General features: G+C 71.7%; 16 protein-coding genes. 3 read left to right on the top strand and 13 right to left on the bottom strand.

Translation table 11 applies throughout. From position 1 onward, the window contains the following. Positions 1-40 precede the first annotated feature (40 nt). From dapA to ACZ6N8_RS13450, 4 genes are all read right to left on the bottom strand, one after another. Positions 41-967 (bottom strand): 4-hydroxy-tetrahydrodipicolinate synthase, encoded by a 927-nt coding sequence (gene dapA, locus ACZ6N8_RS13465; RefSeq protein WP_466009931.1) that lies wholly within the window; start codon positions 965-967, stop codon positions 41-43. Between the two features lie 47 nt (positions 968-1,014). Beyond that, entirely contained in the window at positions 1,015-1,755 is a 741-nt protein-coding gene (gene thyX / locus ACZ6N8_RS13460; RefSeq protein WP_466010357.1) for an FAD-dependent thymidylate synthase, read from the bottom strand. Between the two features lie 495 nt (positions 1,756-2,250). Beyond that, entirely contained in the window at positions 2,251-2,781 is a 531-nt protein-coding gene (locus tag ACZ6N8_RS13455; RefSeq protein WP_466010355.1) for a DUF2752 domain-containing protein, read from the bottom strand. Between the two features lie 64 nt (positions 2,782-2,845). Next, positions 2,846-4,075: a winged helix-turn-helix domain-containing protein gene (locus tag ACZ6N8_RS13450; RefSeq protein WP_364366612.1), complete on the bottom strand. Its 1,230-nt coding sequence runs from the start codon at positions 4,073-4,075 to the stop codon at positions 2,846-2,848. A gap of 80 nt (positions 4,076-4,155) precedes the next feature. On the opposite strand from ACZ6N8_RS13450, the gene ACZ6N8_RS13445 reads away from it, so the two are divergent. After that, positions 4,156-4,707 carry a GNAT family N-acetyltransferase gene (locus ACZ6N8_RS13445; RefSeq protein WP_466009929.1) on the top strand — a complete coding sequence of 184 codons (552 nt, stop codon included), beginning with the start codon at positions 4,156-4,158 and terminating at the stop codon, positions 4,705-4,707. Here the strand turns inward: ACZ6N8_RS13445 and ACZ6N8_RS13440 are convergent. Continuing rightward, on the bottom strand, positions 4,606-5,880 hold the full coding sequence (locus ACZ6N8_RS13440) for a glycosyltransferase 87 family protein (RefSeq protein WP_466009927.1): 1,275 nt from the start codon (positions 5,878-5,880) through the stop codon (positions 4,606-4,608). The two genes, ACZ6N8_RS13445 and ACZ6N8_RS13440, sit on opposite strands and share 102 nt — an antisense overlap. 35 nt (positions 5,881-5,915) lie before the next feature. Here ACZ6N8_RS13440 and ACZ6N8_RS13435 point away from each other — a divergent pair, with 35 nt between their 5' ends. Continuing rightward, positions 5,916-6,491, top strand: coding sequence for a GNAT family N-acetyltransferase (locus ACZ6N8_RS13435; protein WP_364366621.1), 576 nt, complete (start codon positions 5,916-5,918; stop codon positions 6,489-6,491). Positions 6,492-6,533: 42 nt separating this feature from the next. Here ACZ6N8_RS13435 and ACZ6N8_RS13430 read toward each other — a convergent pair whose 3' ends face one another. From ACZ6N8_RS13430 to ACZ6N8_RS13415, 4 genes are all read right to left on the bottom strand, one after another. Further along, positions 6,534-7,418, bottom strand: coding sequence for a carbohydrate ABC transporter permease (locus tag ACZ6N8_RS13430; protein WP_466009925.1), 885 nt, complete (start codon positions 7,416-7,418; stop codon positions 6,534-6,536). A 1-nt stretch (position 7,419) separates the two neighbouring features. Continuing rightward, entirely contained in the window at positions 7,420-8,541 is a 1,122-nt protein-coding gene (locus ACZ6N8_RS13425) for a carbohydrate ABC transporter permease (protein WP_466009923.1), read from the bottom strand. A 74-nt stretch (positions 8,542-8,615) separates the two neighbouring features. Continuing rightward, positions 8,616-9,863 carry a sugar ABC transporter substrate-binding protein gene (locus ACZ6N8_RS13420; RefSeq protein ID WP_466009921.1) on the bottom strand — a complete coding sequence of 416 codons (1,248 nt, stop codon included), beginning with the start codon at positions 9,861-9,863 and terminating at the stop codon, positions 8,616-8,618. A gap of 24 nt (positions 9,864-9,887) precedes the next feature. Next, complete coding sequence (locus ACZ6N8_RS13415; RefSeq protein WP_466009919.1) at positions 9,888-10,877, bottom strand: LacI family DNA-binding transcriptional regulator; 990 nt, start codon at positions 10,875-10,877, stop codon at positions 9,888-9,890. Positions 10,878-11,022: 145 nt separating this feature from the next. Here ACZ6N8_RS13415 and ACZ6N8_RS13410 point away from each other — a divergent pair, with 145 nt between their 5' ends. Then, positions 11,023-13,137, top strand: coding sequence for an amylo-alpha-1,6-glucosidase (locus ACZ6N8_RS13410; protein ID WP_466009917.1), 2,115 nt, complete (start codon positions 11,023-11,025; stop codon positions 13,135-13,137). A 108-nt stretch (positions 13,138-13,245) separates the two neighbouring features. Here the strand turns inward: ACZ6N8_RS13410 and ACZ6N8_RS13405 are convergent, their stop codons facing one another. The 4 genes from ACZ6N8_RS13405 to ACZ6N8_RS13390 form a co-directional block, all read right to left on the bottom strand. Beyond that, entirely contained in the window at positions 13,246-13,716 is a 471-nt protein-coding gene (locus tag ACZ6N8_RS13405; protein ID WP_466009915.1) for a GNAT family N-acetyltransferase, read from the bottom strand. A gap of 39 nt (positions 13,717-13,755) precedes the next feature. Then, positions 13,756-14,508 (bottom strand): 4-hydroxy-tetrahydrodipicolinate reductase, encoded by a 753-nt coding sequence (gene dapB / locus ACZ6N8_RS13400; RefSeq protein WP_364366627.1) that lies wholly within the window; start codon positions 14,506-14,508, stop codon positions 13,756-13,758. Positions 14,509-14,603: 95 nt separating this feature from the next. Beyond that, the gene (locus ACZ6N8_RS13395) at positions 14,604-16,001 is read right to left on the bottom strand and encodes a M16 family metallopeptidase (RefSeq protein ID WP_466009913.1); all 1,398 of its coding nucleotides are present in this window, start codon (positions 15,999-16,001) and stop codon (positions 14,604-14,606) included. 47 nt (positions 16,002-16,048) lie between these two features. Then, on the bottom strand, positions 16,049-18,439 hold the full coding sequence (locus tag ACZ6N8_RS13390; RefSeq protein WP_466009911.1) for a polyribonucleotide nucleotidyltransferase: 2,391 nt from the start codon (positions 18,437-18,439) through the stop codon (positions 16,049-16,051). Between the last annotated feature and the right edge of the window lie 114 nt (positions 18,440-18,553).

Genomic DNA, 18,553 nt, shown 5'->3' with positions numbered 1-18,553 from the left:
TTCTGCGACGCCGTCACTCGGCGCCCATCGTGTCGTTCGGTCATTCGGGCATCTCCAGGCCCGCTGCCGCGAAGTCCGCACGCAGCTGGGCGATCTCGTCGTTTGTGGCGTCCACGAGCGGGGGTCGCACCGGGCCGGCGGGCATGCCCAGCGACGCCAGGGCGGCCTTGACCAGGATGGTGCCCTGGGTGCGGAAGATGCCTGTGAACAGCGGCAGCAGCCGCCGGTGCAGGGCCAGCGCGGCGGGCATGTCCCCCGCGTCGTACGCCTCGATCATCTGTGCGGTCAGCGCCCCGGTGAAGTGCGTCGAGGTGCCGACCACGCCCGCGGACCCGACGGCAAGCGCCGGCAGGGTGAGAGCGTCCTCGCCGCAGTAGAAGGCAAGGTCGGTCCGGCTGGTCACCCAGCTGGTGGCGGTCAGGTCACCCTTGGCGTCCTTGACCGCGACGATCCGGCCGTGCTCGGCGAGCCGGACCAGTGTCTCGGTCTCGATCGGCACGCCCGAGCGGTGCGGGATGTCGTACAGCATCACCGGCAGGCCGGTGGCGTCGGCCACGGCTGTGAAGTGCCGCAGCAACCCGCTCTGCGGCGGCTTGTTGTAGTACGGGGTTACCACCAGCAGACCGTGCGCGCCCGCCTTCTCGGCGGCGGCGGCCAGCTCGATGGTGTGCCTGGTGTCGTTGGTGCCGACACCGGCGACCACCCTGGCGCGGTCACCGACGGCCTCCACGACGGCCCGGATCAGGCGTTCCTTCTCGGCGTCGCTTGTGGTAGGCGACTCGCCGGTGGTGCCGTTGACCACCAGCGCGTCGTTGCCCTGCTCGTCGACCAGGTGGCTCGCCAGCTGGGCGGCGCCGTCGAGGTCGAGCGAACCGTCGGGGGTGAAGGGGCTCACCATGGCCGTGAGCATCCGGCCGAAGGGGCGGGACACCGGCCGGGCCGAGGCGTCAGGGTGGTCGTGCGTCATACCCTCCAACCTAGCGGACGACCAGCCGGCGCCCGCCGGGGAAGGCCTCAGGACGCCTCGTGCGGGCTGGCCGCCACCTCGGTGCCGTCCGGAAGCGTCGAGATCACGAAGTCGGCGAACACGTTCGGGGCGACGCCCTGGAGCTGACGCAGGCACTCCACGGCCAGCTCACGGATCTCCACGTCGGCGTGCTCGCTGGCCCGCATGGCGACGAAGTGCCGCCACGCCCGGTAGTTGCCGGTGACCACGATCCGGGTCTCGGTGGCGTTGGGCAGCACCGCCCGGGCCGCCTGCCGGGCCTGCTTGCGGCGCAGCGTCGGGTTGGGCTCGTCGGAGAACCGCTGTTCGAGGCCCTCCAGCAACTCGGTGTACGCCCGCACGCTGGCCTCGGCGGCCTCGGTGAACTTCTTGTGCAGCTCCGGGTCGTCCGCGATGACCGCCGGCTCGACCATTGCCGCGTCGCGCTCGGGGACGTAACGCTGGGAGAGCTGGGAGTACGAGAAGTGCCGGTGCCGGATCAGCTCATGGGTGAACGAGCGGGACACCCCGGTGAAGTAGAAGGTCACCGACCCGTGCTCCAGCACGCTCAGGTGGCCGACCTCGAGGATGTGCGCCAGGTAGCCGGCGTTCGTGGCGGTCGCCGGGTTCGGCTTCTTCCACGACTGGTAGCAGGCCCGGCCGGCGAACTCGGCGAGCGCCTGGCCACCCTCCGCGTCGGTCGACCACGGCACGTCGTCCGGGGCCGCGAACTGGGTCCACGCGATCAACTTGACCTGGGGCTGCACCATCTCCGGCATTCCTGGGACTGTAGTAGCCGGCGGTCCCCTGCCCAACTCGGGCTCGCGGTGCAGAACGCGCCCAGCTACCGCAAAATCACCGTCTTGTGCGCACCATCGGGGCCGCAGGTGTCCAGGATCTCGACCGGCACGCCGACGCCCTGCCGGGTCCCTGCCACGTCCTCGCTCCCCTGTCGAGCTGCCCCACATCTGGGGCAGCCGGCACGACGCCGGGCTACCATCGCCACACCCCACCACCGCCAAGCCCCCACGTCCCGGGCAGGCGACACCACGCCGGAACCACCACCGCCACACCCCACGCCCGCAGCAGGCGGCACCACGCCGGAACCACCACCGCCAAGCCCCACGCCCCGGGCAGGCGGCACCGCGCCGGAACCACCACCGCCAAGCCCCACACGTGGGGCAGCTCGACAGGACGCGCAGGACCCCCCACGGCCCGCCCGAGGAAGGCCGAGCCTGATCACGCAGGGCGGGGCTGGCGGGCCCTCAGACGTAGAGCGACGTGAACGGCGCCCAGGGCAGGTTGCGCAGCACCGAGAAGGCGAGCCAGGCGGCCAGGAAGCCGCCGATGACCTTGGAGCTGATCCGCAGCTCGGGCATCCGCCAACCGAACGCCTGGTTTCCCGCCCAGGCCACGAAGAGGTACGCGAGGAATGGCAGCGCGAAGACGAACAGGAAGTGGTGCCGGGCGGCCGCCGGCAGGTCGCCGTGCAGCACGTACCAGAGCGCGCGGGTGCCACCGCAGCCCGGACAGTCCAGGCCGGTGGTCAGCTTGAGCAGGCAGGTCGGCGCGGCGTCCGGGTCGGCGTACGTCGGGTTGCTGAGCAGCGCGTAGCTCATGCCGGCAGCGACGCAGCCGACGGCGGCCAGCGGCACCGCCCAGCGCGGCGAACGCTCGTAGAGCCGCAGTACGAAGCGGGTGAGCCGATCCGGCTCCGGCGCCGGGTAACCACCCGGCGGCGGCGGCGGCCAACCCGCCGGGCCGGGCGCCGCGGGGTCTGCGGCACCGACCGGCATCGTGTGGACCGCCCCCGGTGCGGGCTGCGGCTGGTCGACCGGTCCCGGAACGCTCGTCACGCGCTCACGGTACACCTGACACGCCTGCCAACGCGGCGGCCAGCGGGCCGGCCAGGTCACCTGCGGCGGGCGGCGCCACCGCGTCCAGGCCGAGCCAGCCGGCGAGCCGGTACAACTCGGCGGCGAGCGCCACAGCTGTCTCTCCCGGGTCGGCGCCCGGTTCGAGCCAGGCGGCCGGGACCAGCAGCACCCCTGCCTTGCGGTCGGCCTTCAGGTCGACCCGGGCGGTGAACCGGTCGCCCTGGAGGAAGGGCAGCACGTAGTAGCCGTAGACCCGCTGCGGCGCGGGAACGTAGATCTCGATCCGGTAGCTGAAGTCGAAGAGCCGCTCGGTGCGGGCCCGTTCCCAGATCAGCGGGTCGAACGGGCTGACCAGCGTGTTGGCCCGGATCCAGCGGGGCAGCCGGGCGGACGCGTGCAGCCACGCCGGCTGCCGCCAGCCCGCCACGGTGACCGGCACCAGCTCGCCGGCCTCGGCGAGCTCCGCGACGGCCTGCCGGGCGCCGGCCAGCGGCAGCCGGAAGTAGTCGCGCAGCTCCGGCTCCGCGGCCACCCCCAGCGACCGCGCGGCAAGGGCAACGAGCGTCCGGTACGCCTCGGCGTCGGTAGGGGTCGGCGCGTCGAGCACTGCCGCCGGGAGGACCCGCTCGGGCAGGTCGTAGCGGCGGGCGAAGGAGGTGCTGCGCTCGGCGGCGGTCACCTCGCCGGCCCAGAACAGGAACTCCAGCGCGCGCTTGACCGCCGACCAGTTCCACCCCCAGTTGCCTGTCTCGCGGGGCGCGTCGTGCTCGATCTCGGCGGCGGTCAGCGGACCCCGGGCGGCCACCTCGTCGCGTACCCAGGCGACCAGCTCCGGCTGCTCCTGGGCGATGCGCCGCATGCCGCCCCAGGACTCGCTGTGCGCCCGGGCCATCCGCCAGCGCAGCATCGGGTGCAGCCCGACCGGGACCAGCGACGCCTCGTGACCCCAGTATTCGAACAGCTCCCGCGGGCGCCGGTAGGCGGCCTGGTCGAGCAGCGTCGTCGGGTACGGGCCGAGCCGGCTGTACAGCGGCAGGTAGTGCGCGCGTTGCAGCACGTTCACCGAGTCCATCTGGATGAGAGCGACCCGGTCGAGGACCCGGCGCAGGTGCCGGCGTGTCGGCACGCCTGTCGGCGGCGGGTCGGCGAAGCCCTGGGCGGCGAGCGCCACCCGGCGGGCCTGGGCGAGCGAGAGTGATTCCGGTGCGGCCATCGTCGGCGACCCTAAATCATAGGTACGACGCCGGTGCGGGAAGCTGGACTCGGACCGTCATCGGGGCATAGAACGGTGCAATGCTGACCATCCGCCGGGAGGAGCCGGACGACGCCGAGGCGGTCGCCCGGGTGCACGTGCACGGCTGGCAGGCGGGCTACGCCGGTTTCATGCCGGACGAGGTGCTCGGTCGGCTCAACGTGGTGGCCTGGGCGCAGCGCCGTCGGGACGTCGGCACCGCCGACCCGGAACACCCGTTCACCACCCTGCTCGGTGAGGTGGACGGCCTGGTCGTCGGCTTCACCACCTTCGGGCCGTACCGCCGCAACCAGGACCGCGACGACCTGGACCCGGCGGTCGGTGAGGTGCTGGCGCTCTACGTCGAGCCGGCGTTCTGGGGCGACGGGACCGCCAACGCCCTGCTCGACGCCGCCCGCGTCGGGCTCAGTGAGCGGGGCTGGACCGGCTACCGGCTGTGGGTGCTGGCGGACAACGGGCGGGCCCGCCGATTCTGTGAACGGGCCGGCCTGTCACCTGACGGTGAGCAGTCGACCTACCAGGTGCCTCTCGCCGGCGGGCGCGGGCCGCTCGGGCTGGTCGAGCTGCGGTACGCCGGACGTCTCGACGGCTGACCCGCCCGGGGTCAGCCACCGGCGGATCGGCAGGAAGGCCAGCAGCGCCAGGCTGATCCACACGTAGGCGTTGCTGCCGAGGAAGCCGTCGACGCCTGTGAAGTCCTTCTCCCAGACCCACACGGTCCGGCTGATCAGCAGCACGTACCCGATGGTCACGGCGGCCAGCAGGACGCGCCGGCGGCGGCCGGCGGGCGCGGCCGTCGCGTTGTCGACGAGCAGGATCAGCGCGGGCAGCAGCCACACCAGGTGGTGCACCCAGGTGACCGGGCTGACCAGGCACATCACCGCGCCGGTGAGCGCCAGGCCGGTCGCCTCGTCACCGGCCGCCACGGCCGAGCGGGACCGCCAGGCCCAGAGCGCCAGGGTGCCGAGCACGAGCAGCAGCCACAGCAGGGTGCTCGGATGCTGGGGGTCCAGCCGGGCGACCACCCCGCGCAGCGACTGGTTGGACACGAAGGCCAACTCCCCGACCCGGCCGGTGTTCCACAGCGCCTCGGTCCAGAACTCGCGGGACGCGTCCGGGAAGAGCGCCCCGGCCAGCAGGGACACCCCGGCCGCCGTGCCGCTGGCGGTAAGCGCCGCCCGCCACCGCCCGGTGACCAGCAGGTAGACGATGAAGATGCCAGGAGTCAGTTTGATCGCGGTGGCCAGGCCGATGCCCACACCTGCCCACCTGTTGCCGGCCGGCAGCAGCCGCAGCAGATCCACCGCCACCAGGAAGAGCAGCAGCGTGTTCACCTGACCGAAGTTGACAGTCTCGCGCATCGGTTCGAACGCGGCGGCCAGGCAGAGCGCCACGGCCAGGGCGAACCACCGGGTCCAGCCGGCCCGCCGGGCGATCGGGTCGACCAGCCACCAGATCAGGACGGCCGTCGTGACCACGCTGGCGAGCACGCTCACCACGATCGCGGCCGTCCACGGCAGGTACGCCATGGGCAACATGACAAGCGCGGCGAACGGCGGATAGGTGAAGCCGTACTGGGTGTTGGGTTTCAGGTAGTCGTAGATCTCCCCGCCGTCGTGCACCCACCACGTCAACGCGCCGTAGTAGACCTTCAGGTCGAAGAAGCCGTGCCGTACGGCAGCGACGGCGAGGAAGACGCTGACCGCCGCGGCGAGCGCCACCACGCCCACGACCTGCGCGGCCGTCCTGTTGGCACCCTGCGCCACCGTCGCCTCCCTGGCCCTGCGTAGGCTTCCGTCCCATGGCTCTCGGGTACGTCCGCCCGGCGCGTCCCGAGGACGCCGGCGAGATCGCACGCATCCAGCTCGCGACCTGGCGGGTCGCGTACCGCCGGATCCTTCCTCGGCACGTGCTCGACAACCTGGACGAGGCGTTCCTCGCCCGGCGGTGGAGCGCCGCGGTGCTGGAGCCGCCCTCGGGCGCGCACCGGGTGCTGGTCGCCGTCGAACAGGCCGAGCAATCGTATCTGGTGGGGTTCGCCGCCTCCGGCCCGGCCGACGCCGAGGCCCTCGCTCCGGGCGAGCCTGCCGACGCGCTCGGCCCGGACGTGGCCGCCGTGACCGACCTGCTTGTGGAGCCGCGCTGGGGTCGGCGGGGGCACGGCAGTCGGCTGCTCGCCGCCACCGTGGACCTGTGGCGCGAGGACGGGATGGGTCGGGCGGTGGCCTGGGCGTTCGACGGCGACGAGGCGACCCGCACGTTCCTCACCAGCACCGGCTGGGAGCCCGACGGCGCGGCCCGGGCGCTCGACGTCGACGACATGCTGGTGCCTCAGGTGCGCCTGCACGTGGCAGTGCCGGCCGAGAAGGTCGAGTAACGGGTGTGGTGGCCCCTGGCCGGGCTACCACACCTGCGTCGCTCAGCCCTTGTCCGAGCCGTCGTTGGCGTCGCGCACGAAGTACCGCTGGAACACCACGAAGATGATCGCCACCGGGATGGTGGCCAGCAGCGCGGCGCCGAGCTTGAGCGGGTACTGGGTGCCGCTGCCCAGGGAGCCGCTGACCAGGTCGGCGAGCCCTCGTGGCAGCGTGAACAGGTCCGGGTCCTGCACCGCCACGAGGCTGTGCGGGAACTCGTTCCACGAGCCCTGGAACGACAGGATGGTCAGGGTGATCAGCGCCGGTTTCGCCATCGGCAGCACCACCGACCAGAAGGTACGGAAGACGCTCGCCCCGTCGATCCGGGCGGCCTCCTCCACACTCACCGGGATCGACTCGAAGAACTGCTTCATGATGAACACGCCCGCCGCGTCGGCCAGCAGCGGCACCACCAGACCTGCGTAGCTGTTGTAGATGCCGAGCTGGTTGAGCACCAGGAATTTCGGGATCAGCAGCACCACGCCGGGCACCGCCAGCACCGCGATGATCGCCGCGAACAGGCCGCTGCGCCCACGGAAGCGCAGCCGGGCCAGCGCGTACCCGGCGAGTGAGTCGAAGAACACCCGCCCGAGGGTGACCAGCACCGTCACCAGCAGCGAGTTGCCCAGCCAGAGCGGGAAGTTGGTGCCGGCGAAGATCCGTTCGAAGCCGGCCACTGTGAGCGGGTCGGGGAACGGCGACAGCGGGTTCGCCGCCGCGTCCGACTCGGTCTTGAGCGAGTTGCCGATCTGGATGACGAACGGGTAGAGGAACACCAACCCGAAGAAGACGAGCGTGGCGTACCCCAGGAAACGGGTGGCGAGCGTGCGGGCCGCGCGGTGGTCGCGCCGCGTAGGCGCCGCCGGGCGGTCGGTGAGCACGGCCATCTCAGGACCTCTCCGGTACGCGTCGACGCCACCAACCGCGGCGCGGCCGGTCGGTGTCCCGCTCGGCCAGCGCCCGGCGCTGGATCAGCGTGAGCACGATGATGATCAGGAACAGGACGAAGGAGATCGCCGCGCCGGAGCCGTAGTCGAAGTCCCGGAAGGCGGTCCGGTACGACAGGTACGCCGGGGTGAGCGTGGTCTTGGCCGGGTCGCCCTGGCTCATCACGTACACCTGGTCGAAGACCTGCCAGGACCCGATGGTCCCGAGGGTGAGCACCAGGAAGGTGGTGGGCCTGATCATCGGCAGGGTGACGTGGCGGAACCGCTGCCACCGGGACGCGCCGTCGAGCGTGCTGGCCTCGTCGAGCGCCACCGGCACGTTCTGCAACGCGGCGAGGAACATCAGCATGAAGGTGCCGGAGGTGGTCCAGATGACCAACGTGATGATCGAGATCATCGCGACGCTGGGCCCGGCCAGCCAATCCCACCAGCTCAGCCCGAACGGGCCGCCGCCGGTCAGCGCGTCCGGCGGCGAGTCCACGCCGACCGCGCCGAACAGCAGGTGCAGCACGCCCCGGGAGTCGGCGAACCACTCCGGGCCGTCGATCCCGAGGAAACCGAGCAGCGCGTTGACCGCGCCGGAGTTGGCGAAGAGGAACAGGAACACCACGCTGATCGCGACCGAACTGGTCACCGAGGGGAAGTAGAACGCGCTGCGGAAGAAGCTCTTGCCCTTGAGCATCCGGTTGTTGACGACGAGCGCCAGGCCGAGCGCGAGCACTGTCTGCGCCGGCACCACGATCGCCACGTAGTACATGTTGTTGCGGATGCTTGTCATGAAGTCGCGGCGGGCCAGCCCGTCCTCGGTAAACAACTGGGTGTAGTTGTGCGCGCCGACGAACGGCACGTCGCCGGTGAACGGGCTGCCCTGGCCGTTCCAGTCGGTCAGGCTGACCCAGAGCGCCATCAGGATCGGCAGCAGCAGGAACAGCCCCAGGATGACGATCACCGGCGCGACGAAGAGCCAGCCGGCGAGGTTCTCGTTGCCGCGGGTCCCGCCCCGGCGTCGGCGGCGGCTCGTCCCGGGCGCGGTCGCCGCGGCGGTAAGTGTCTCGGTTGCCATCTCCCCTCCCCTCTTCTCTCGGGCCGACGTGCGGCGGGGGCCCCGATAGGTCGCCCGGGGCCCCCGCCGTCACCTCAGCTGCCGCCGAGCGCCGCCTTGGCGTTCTTGTCGAAGTTCTGCAACACGGTCTTCGGGTCGCCGTTGGTCAGGCCCTGCAGACCGGTGTCGAGGTCCTTCAGGACGCTGTCCATCTTCGGAGCGTTCACCGGCCCCTGGGCGTACGCGGCGCCGTCCACGAACACCTTGTCCGCCGGGAACGCGGAGGTGTACTGGTCGCGTACGGACTGGCGGGACGGCATGACACCGAACGCCTTGGCGAAGCTCATCTGCTGCTCGCCGCTGGTCATCGCCTCGACGAACTTGATCGCCTGGTCCTTGTACCTGGACTTCGCGGCGATGCCCCAGCACTGGGTGAAGGAGAGCGTGCCCTGGCCCTTCGGGCCGGCCGGCAGCGCCACCACCTTGTACTTCACGTTGGGGAAGTCGTTCTGCAGGGCGCCCTTGATCCAGTTGCCCTCGATTGTCATCACGGCCTTGCCCTTGCCGAACGCCTCACCGGACCAGCCGGCGTCGAGCTGCTTCGGGTACTTGGCCAGACCCGTGGTGAGCATGGTCTTGACGTACTGGAGGGCGGCCAGGTTCTCCGGGGTGTCGGCGGTGGGCTGCTTGCCGTCCTTGCTGACCAGCCAGCCGCCGTTCTGCACCAGGAAGGCGCCGATCCGGTCCCGGGTGTCGCCGAGGGCCAGCGGGACCTGCCCCTTGGCCTTGATCTTCTGCGCGGTCGCGGTGAGCTGGTCCCAGGTGGTCGGCACGTCGGCGTCGGTCAGCCCGGCCCTGGCCCACAGGTCGGTGTTGATCTGCAGGGCCAGGGTGGAGAAGTCCTTCGGCGCGCAGTAGAGCTTGCCGTCGTACGTGAACGTGGTGCGCAGGCTCTCGTAGAAGTCGCCCGAGTTGCTGATCTTGTCCCCGTACGGCTCCAGGGCGCCGACGCTCGCGTAGTCGGCGAACCGTGCCGCGTCCACGTAGAAGACGTCCGGCGGGGTGCCGCCGGCCAGGGCCTGGCCGAGCTGCTGGGTGAGGTCCTGCGCCGGGGTGACCGTGGCGGTGTTGCCGGAGCCGCTCGCCCACTTCGCGGCGGCGTCCTGGACGGCCTTGGTCTCGGCCTCGCCGGACGAGCCGATCAGGATCTGGAGGCTGGCCGGGCCACTGGACTGGGCCGCGTCGCCGGAGTCGTCGAAGCCGCTGCCGCAGGCCGCGGAGCCGAGCAGTGCGACGGCGGCGAGGCCGGCCACCGCCGCCCGCGTGAGGGTTCGAGGTGCCATGGGTCTCTCCTGGTGGGGGTGGGATTACGCGGTGTGCCGCAGTGCCAGCGAGGGCTGGAGCAGCACGGGAGGAGGGCTCTCGTGGTTGCCGTCGAGGACACCGGTGAGCAGGTCCACGCAGCGGGCGGCGGCTTCGCCGAGCGGTTGGCTGACGCTTGTCAGCCCGATCGCCGCGGCCACCGGCGTGTCGTCGAAGCCGATCACCGACACCGGCGGTTCGGTGCCGCGAACGGCCTGGAGGGCGCCGAGGGCGAGCGAGTCGCTGGCGCAGACCACGGCGGTCGGCGCGACGGCGACGAGCAGGTCCCGCATGAGACGTTCGCCTTCGGCGATGCCGTCCTCGGTCTCCCGGTGCAGCCCACCCGGGTCGACGCCGGCGGCGAGGAGGGTGTCGTGCCATCCGGCGCGCCGGTCGTCACCGACCCCGGAGCCGGCCGGCCAGCCGATGAACGCGATCCGCCGATGGCCGGAGTCCAGCAGGTGTCGGGTGGCCTGGGCGGTGCCGGCGGCGCCGTCGACGTCCACCCAGGGGTGCGCGTCGAGGGCGTCCCACGGCCGGCCGAACGTCACGAACGGCACGTCCCGGTCGGCGAGCCATTCGGTACGCGGGTCGCCGTACTTGGTGCCCACCAGCACGAACGCGTCCAGCTCGTACGTGCCGAGCAGGTCACCGTAGGTGGCGATCTCCCGGTCGTCGTCGCTGGCGGTGTAGAGCAGCACCCGGTAGCCGGCGGCGTCGGCGGTCTCGGTAAGGCCGTGCAGGAAGCGGTCGAGCACGGAGCCGTTGATGCCGTCGCGGGTCGGTTCGATCCGGGCGGCGATGAGCCGGGATCGGCCGGTACGCATCTGTCGGGCCGCCTGGTTGGCCCGGTAGCCGAGCGCGTTGATCGCGTCCTCGACACGCTGGCGGGTCTCCTGCCGCACGATGTGCGGGGCGTTGAGCACGTTGGACACCGTCTGCCGGCTCACTCGGGCGTGCCGGGCCACCGTCGCGATGGTCACCTTTTCGGCCACTTAATCCCTCTCGCCGTCTTGAACGATCCAATTTGGATAAGGCAGGATTAGATCGTTCAAGTTTCTGGAATGTTTCGCACTTTGCACCGCCCGGGACGCGTTGTCAAGACGTGCGTCCCGACCCCCGAGGATCTGGAGCCACACCGTGATCGAACGCCAGCTGCAACCCCTCCTGCACGAGTTGGTGGGGGTCGTCCTGGCCCCGACCAGCGCACTGGGGGACGCGACCGGGCAGATCCGCCCCACCGGTGTCCAGGGCGTCTTCCACGCCGACGCCCGGGTGCTCTCGCGGGCCGAGCTACGGGTCGACGACCGGGAGCTGGAAGGGCTGACCCGCGGCGACGACGGCCCGCACGGCGCGCGCTTCGTGGGCCTGGCCCGCTGGCTCGGCGACCCCACCCCCGACCCCACAGTCCGCGTCGACCGACTCCGCCGGGCCACCCGAGGCGGCATCACCGAGGAGCTGCGGATCGTCTCCACCGCCGCTGTCGGCGTACGGGCCACAGTCAGCGTCGACCTCGGCTGCGACCTGGCACCCATCGAGGTGGTCAAGTCCGGCGGCGCCGCCGCGCCGCTGGAGGCCAAGACCGGCCAGCCGGGCGTGCTCAACTGGGCCGCGGACGGCATCGCCGTCACCGTCACCGCACCGGGCGCCGACGTGCTCGCCAGCGGCGAACGGGCCACCGCACCCCGGCTGACCTGGCCGGTCGAGCTGCCCCCCGGCGGCGGCGACACCGTGCTGCGCTGGCAGCTCAGCGTCGAGGACCCGCGCGCCGTCGTCGTCGGCCCGCCCGGTGTGCCGGAGTGGTCCCGGCCCGAGGTGACCGCCGACGACCGACGCCTCGTCCGACTGCTCGACCGCAGCCTCGACGACCTGCGCGGCCTGCGGCTGGCCGAGACCGGCGCCCCCGGGGACGTCTTCCTCGGCGCCGGAGTGCCCTGGTTCCTCACCCTGTTCGGCCGGGACAGCCTCTGGGCCGCCCGGATGATGCTGCCGCTCGGCACCGACCTGGCCGCCGGCACCCTGAAGGTGCTCGCCCGCCGGCAGGGCACCCGGGCCGATCCGACGACCGGCGAGGCCCCCGGCAAGATCCTGCACGAACTGCGCCGACACGAGGTCGCCCTACCCGAGAACGGGCTGCTCCTGCCGCCTGCCTACTACGGCACCGTCGACGCCACCATGCTCTGGGTCAACCTGCTGCACGACGCCTGGCGCTGGGGTCTGCCCGCCGAGCGGATCGAACCACTGCTGCCCCACCTGGAAGCGGCGCTCGCCTGGCTCGGCGACCACGCCGACCCGGACGGCGACGGCCTCATCGAGTACGTCGACACCACCGGGCGCGGGCTGTCCAACCAGGGCTGGAAGGACTCCGGCGACGCCGTCCGCTACCACGACGGATCGCTCGCCACCGCGCCCATCGTGCTGGCCGAGGTCCAGGGGTACGCACACGAGGCGGCGGTCAACGGCGCCGCCCTGCTCGACGCGTTCGACCGCCCCGGCGCGGACCGCTGGCGCGAGCACGCCGCCGAGCTGTCCCGCCGATTCCGGGAGAGCTTCTGGGTGGACGGCCGGTACGGCCCCCAGCCCGCCCTGGCCCTGGACCGGGACAAGCGCCCCGTGGACTCGCTGACCAGCAACATCGGCCACCTGCTCGGCACCGGCCTGCTCACCGGCGAGGAGGAGACCCAGATCGCCCGGCTGCTCAGCACCGACACGCTCACCGGCGGATTCGGGCTGCGAACCATGTCCACCGACGACGCCGGCTTCAGCTCCCTGTCGTACCACTGTGGCTCGATCTGGACCCACGACACAGCGATCGTGCTCGCCGGGCTGGCCCGCGCGGGGCACCGGGACGCCGCCCTCGGCCTGGCCGAGGGCCTGCTCAGCGCGGCCGAGGCGTTCGACTACCGGATGCCCGAGCTGTACGGCGGCGACGACAGGTCACTGGTGAACCGCCCGGTGCCGTACCCGGCGGCGTGCCGGCCGCAGGCGTGGGCCGCCGCAAGTGCGGTGCTGCTGCTCCAGGCCGCCACGGGTCTCTACCCCGACGTGCCCGGCGGCACGGTCCGCGTCGCTCCCCTGGCGGGCGCCGAGCTCGGTGCCGTCACGGCCACCGGTCTACGGGTGGCCGGCACCCCGGTGCACGTCACAGTCGACAACACCGGCGCCCCCGCAGTCACCGGCCTCCCCACCCCGCTGATCCCAACCCTCCCCACCCAACGCCGCCCCCCAACCCCAACCCCAACCCCAACCCACTGACCCCCCGCCCCTCTCCACTCCCCCGCCCCTCCCGTCGATCATGAAGTTGTCGTCATTGGGCACGGCGTGTCGTGGCGATAAGTTCATGATCAACGGAGGGGGTGGGGGTTAGGGGGTTTGTTGGGCTGTCAGCTCTTCGTCGTCCCAGTCGCCGGTGGGGCGGAAGCCCAGGGACGTGTAGAGGGCGGCGGCCTGGGTGTTGTCGGGGTGGTAGGACAGGCGGACCGGGGGATTGCCGGGTCGGGCCGCCAGCCAGGGGGCAAGGGTCTGCACCGTCGCGCGGCCCACGCCACGGTGCTGCTCGGCGGCGTCGATCAGCATTCCGCCGATCCAGTGCGAGCCGTCGTCGTCCACACCCCACATCACGTGGCCGACAACTGTCTCGTCGGCGTACACGGCGAGGGAGGTCCACACCTCGGAGCGCATGCTGAGCAGCAGGTAACGCGCCCCGAGCGCGGCCACGAACCGGCGTTGGTCGTCGCGCGGGGCGACGTCGGCCACCGCCCGCCAGTTGTCGTCGTCGACCGGGCGCAGGGTGACCTGCCGGCCGACGCGGTCGAGATGTCCACCATCGATCATCGGCGGATGCTAGCCGGTCAACTCGCGTAGGGAGGCGGCTCAGTCGAGCAGGGCGTCCAGGCCGACGGTGAGGCCGGGGCGGTTGCGCACCGCGCGGACGGCCAGCAGTACACCAGGCATGAACGACACCCGGTCGTACGAGTCGTGCCGGATCGTCAACGTCTCGCCTGTGGTGCCGAACAGCACCTCCTGGTGGGCGACCAGACCTGTGGCGCGGACGGCGTGCACGCGTACCCCGTCGATGTCGGCGCCCCGCGCGCCCGGCACCTCGTCAGTGGTGGCGTCCGGCACCGGGCCGAGGCCGGCCTCGGCGCGGGCCTGGGCGATCTGCCGGGCGGTGTGCGTGGCGGTGCCGCTCGGGGCGTCCAGCTTGCGCGGGTGGTGCTGCTCGATGATCTCGACGGACTCGAAGTGCCGGGCCGCCCGCGCGGCGAACTGCATCATCAGCACCGCGCCGATGCCGAAGTTCGGGGCGATGACCACGCTCACCTCGGGCCTGCCGGACAACCAGCCGCGTACCTGCTCCAGGCGCTGCCCGGTGAAGCCTGTCGTGCCGACCACCGCGCTGATGCCCTGGTCGATGCACCACTGGAGGTTGTCCATGACGACGTCCGGCGTGGTGAAGTCGACGACCACGTCGGCGCCGGAGACGGCGGAACGGTCGTCGCCCTGGTCGATCGACGCCACGAGGGTGAGATCGTCGGCGGCCTCCACCGCCTTGCAGACCTCCATGCCCATCCGGCCACGCGCACCGAAAACGCCTACCCGAATCGTGTCCCGCTCGTCAGTCACGGGGCACAACCTATCCCAGTCGGGACGTGCCCCAGTCGTCGGATCCGGTCGGCTCCACCGACCGGGACGTACGCCCGGACGTACGGCGACGGCCCTCAGACCGCGAAGTCGCTCTCCCCGAACGGGCCGACCACGGCCAGCGACATCGGGCGGCTGAGCAGCTCCGCGGCGAGGGTGTTCACGTCCTCGACGGTCACCTCGTCCACCCGGCGGAGCAGCTCGTCCACGGGCATCAGGTCGCCGTAGAGCAGCTCGCCCTTGGCCAGCCGGCTCATCCGGGAGCCGGTGTCCTCCAGGCCGAGCACGAACGAGCCCTTGCTCATGCCCTTGCCCCGGGCCACCTCGGCCTCGGTCAACCCGTCGGCGGCGACCCGGGCCAGTTCGGCGCGGGTCAGGGCCAGCACCTCGTCGACCTTGCCCGGCGCGCAGCCGGCGTAGACGGCGAACAGGCCCGTGTCGGCGTACTGGCTGGCGTACGAGTACACCGAGTACGCGAGGCCGCGCTGCTCGCGGATCTCCTGGAACAGGCGGCTGGACATGCCGCCGCCGAGCACGTTGTTGAGCACCCCGAGGGCGAAGCGCCGGTCGTCGAGGCGGTCGATGCCGGGGCAGCCGAGCAGGACGTGCGCCTGCTCGGTCTCCTTCGGCTCGACAAGTGTGGTCGCAGGCTTGGTGCGTACCGCAGGGGTGGCCGCGCGGTGCGGCGCCGGGCTGGCCGGGTCGCTGTCCAGGGGGGTGCCCCGGACGGCCTGGCGGACCAGCTTGACCACCGCGGCGTGATCCAGGTTGCCGGCTGCGGCGATGACGATCTGCGGCGCCGTGTAGCGGCTTCGGTAGAAGCTCTGGATCTGCCGCCTGGTCATCGGCGTGACAGTCTCCTCGGTGCCGGAGATCAGCCGACCCAGCGGGTGGTCGCCGTAGACGGCGCGGGCGAAGAGGTCGTGCACCTCGTCACCGGGCTCGTCGTCGTGCATGGCGATCTCCTCCAGGATCACGCCACGTTCGGTCTCCACGTCGGCCGGCTCCAGCAGCGAGTCGGCGACCAGGTCGCACATCACGTCGATCGCCAGCGGCAGGTCCTCGTCCAGCACGCGGGCGTAGTAGCAGGTGTATTCCTTCGTGGTGAAGGCGTTCGTCTCGCCACCCACCGCCTCGATCTGCGAGGAGATCTCCAGCGCGGTGCGCTTGTGGGTGCCCTTGAAGAGCAGGTGCTCCAGGAAGTGCGCGGCGCCGGCCTGCGGGCCGGTCTCGTCACGCGAGCCGACCGCCACCCAGACGCCGAACGAGACGCTGCGCATCGCCGGAATCGCCTCGGTGAGCACGCGCAGGCCGCTGGGCAGCACGGTACGACGTACCGTGCCGCCCAGCGGGTCGTCGCTGAGCGTCCGGGTCACCGCGCGGGCGGTGCCGCCGGAGCGGCCCGCCCCGGTGGCCCGAGACGGAGCCACCCCCCGTCGATCCGGTGGAAACGGCGCACTGAAGGCCCGACTCACGTGGTGCTCCCGGTTCGACGAGGGGTGGGTGATGCGGTGTACGACTGTCAGCTGTGCCGGGTCCGGCGGCGCGGACGCTCGCCGCCCTCGCCACCACCCTCGCCGCCGCCGCCTTCGCCACGGTCGCCGCGCTCCGGGCCACGCCCGCCCCGGTCGCCGCCACGCTCGCGGTCGCCCCGGTCACGCGGACCCCGGTCGCCCCGGTCCCGGCCAGCCGGTCGGTCGCCACCGGCGGCCTCACCGGCGGCCGGCGCCTCGGCGCCCTCCGGGCGGACCTTGTCCAGGTAGATCTTGCCGCGGGCGTCGATGTCCGCGATCTCGACCTCGACCCGGTCGCCGACGTTGAGGAAGTCCTCGACGCGCTCGACCCGCTTGCCGTCGCCCACCTTGGAGATGTGCAGCAGGCCGTCCCGGCCCGGCAGCAGCGAGATGAACGCACCGAACGCGGCGGTCTTGACCACCGTGCCGAGGAACCGCTCGCCCTGCTTGGGCAGGGTCGGGTTGGCGATGCCGTTGATCCGGTCGACGGCCGCCTGGGCCGACGGGCCGTTGGTGGCGCCGACGTAGATCGTGCCGTCGTCCTCGATGGAGATCTCGGCGCCGGTCTCGTCCTGGATCGCGTTGATGGTCTGGCCCTTCGGGCCGATCACCATGCCGATCTTGTCGACCGGGATCTTGACGGTGGTGACCCGCGGCGCGTAGTCCGACATCTCGGCCGGAGCCTCGATAGCCGCCTTCATCACGCCGAGGATGACCTGCCGGGCCTCGTTGGCCTGCTGAAGCGCGGCGGCCAGCACGTCCGACGGGATGCCGTTGAGCTTGGTGTCGAGCTGGAGCGCGGTGACGAACTCAGGCGTACCGGCGACCTTGAAGTCCATGTCACCGAACGCGTCCTCGGCACCGAGGATGTCGGTGAGCGTCACGTACTGGGTCTTGCCGTCCACCTCGTCGGAGATGAGACCCATCGCGATGCCGGCGACCGGCGCCTTCAGCGGCACACCCGCGGAGAGCAGGCCCAGCGTCGAGGCGCAGACCGAACCCATCGAGGTGGAGCCGTTGGAGCCGAGCGCCTCGGACACCTGTCGGATGGCGTACGGGAACTCCTCGCGCGACGGCAGCACCGGGATCAGCGCGCGCTCGGCGAGAGCGCCGTGGCCGATCTCGCGACGCTTCGGCGAGCCGACCCGGCCGGTCTCACCCGTCGAGTACGGCGGGAAGTTGTAGTTGTGCATGTAGCGCTTGCGGTTCTCCGGGGACAGCGTGTCCACCATCTGCTCCATGCGGAGCATGTTCAGCGTGGTGACGCCCAGGATCTGGGTCTCGCCGCGCTCGAACAGCGCCGAACCGTGCACGCGGGGCAGCACGCCGACCTCGGCGGTCAGCGCGCGGATGTCGCGCGGGCCACGCCCGTCCATGCGGACCTGCTCGCGCAGCACGCGGTTGCGCACCTCGGACTTGGTCAGCGACCGGAAGGCGGCGCTGAGCTCCTTCTCCCGACCCTCGAACCGAGCACCCAGCTCCTCGGCGACCCGGGCCTTGACCCGGTCCAGGGCCTCCTCGCGGTCGGCCTTGCCGGCGATGGTGATCGCCTCGGCCACGTCACCGCGGGCCAGCTCGGAGACCGCGTCGTACACGTCGTCCTGGTAGTCCAGGAAGACCGGGAACTCGGCGACCGGCTTGGCGGCGACCTCGGCCAGCTCGCTCTGCGCGCGGCACAGCTCGCGGATGGCCGGCTTGGCGGCCTCCAGACCGCTGGCCACGACCTCCTCGGTCGGTGCGGTGGCACCGGCCGAGATGAGCGCGACGGCGTTCGGGGTGGCCTCGGCCTCGACCATCATGATCGCGACGTCGCCGTCGTCGAGCGTGCGGCCGGCCACGACCATGTCGAAGGTGGCGCGAGCCAGCTCCTCCAGGGTCGGGAAGGCGACCCACTGGCCGTCGATGTGGGCGACGCGGGTCGCCCCGATCGGGCCGGAGAACGGCAGACCCGAGAGCTTCGTCGACATCGAGGCGGCGTTGATCGCCACGACGTCGTACGGGTGCTGCGGGTCGAGCGCGAGGATGGTCTCGACGACCTGGACCTCGTTGCGCAGGCCCTTGACGAAGGACGGGCGCAGCGGCCTGTCGATCAGGCGGCAGGTGAGGATCGCGTCCTCGCTGGGCCGGCCCTCACGGCGGAAGAACGAGCCGGGGATGCGGCCCGCGGCGTACATCCGCTCCTCGACGTCGACGGTCAGCGGGAAGAAGTCGAACTGCTCCTTCGGCTGCTTACCGGCGGTGGTGGCGGAGAGAACCACCGTCTCGCCCAGCTGGGCGATGACGGAACCGGCGGCCTGACGGGCCAGCCGGCCGGTGGAGAAGGTGATCTCACGGGTGCCGAAGGACCCGTTGTCGATCACGGCGGTGCGGGATTCGGTGCCGAGTTTGGTCTCGGTCATGTGCTGTCGTGCTCCTTCGCGTCGTGGGCCCGCGACGTCGGGGAGCTGCTCAGCCGGCCGGTCTTCGATCGAAGCGCCCGGGTGGCCGGCGCAATGCCGGGTTCCCGGGGGCCA

It is taken from the genome of Micromonospora sp. NPDC047521 (assembly GCF_055587305.1).
Note: the sequence above shows the minus strand (reverse complement) of the source record. Positions and strands in the feature narration are given on the sequence as shown.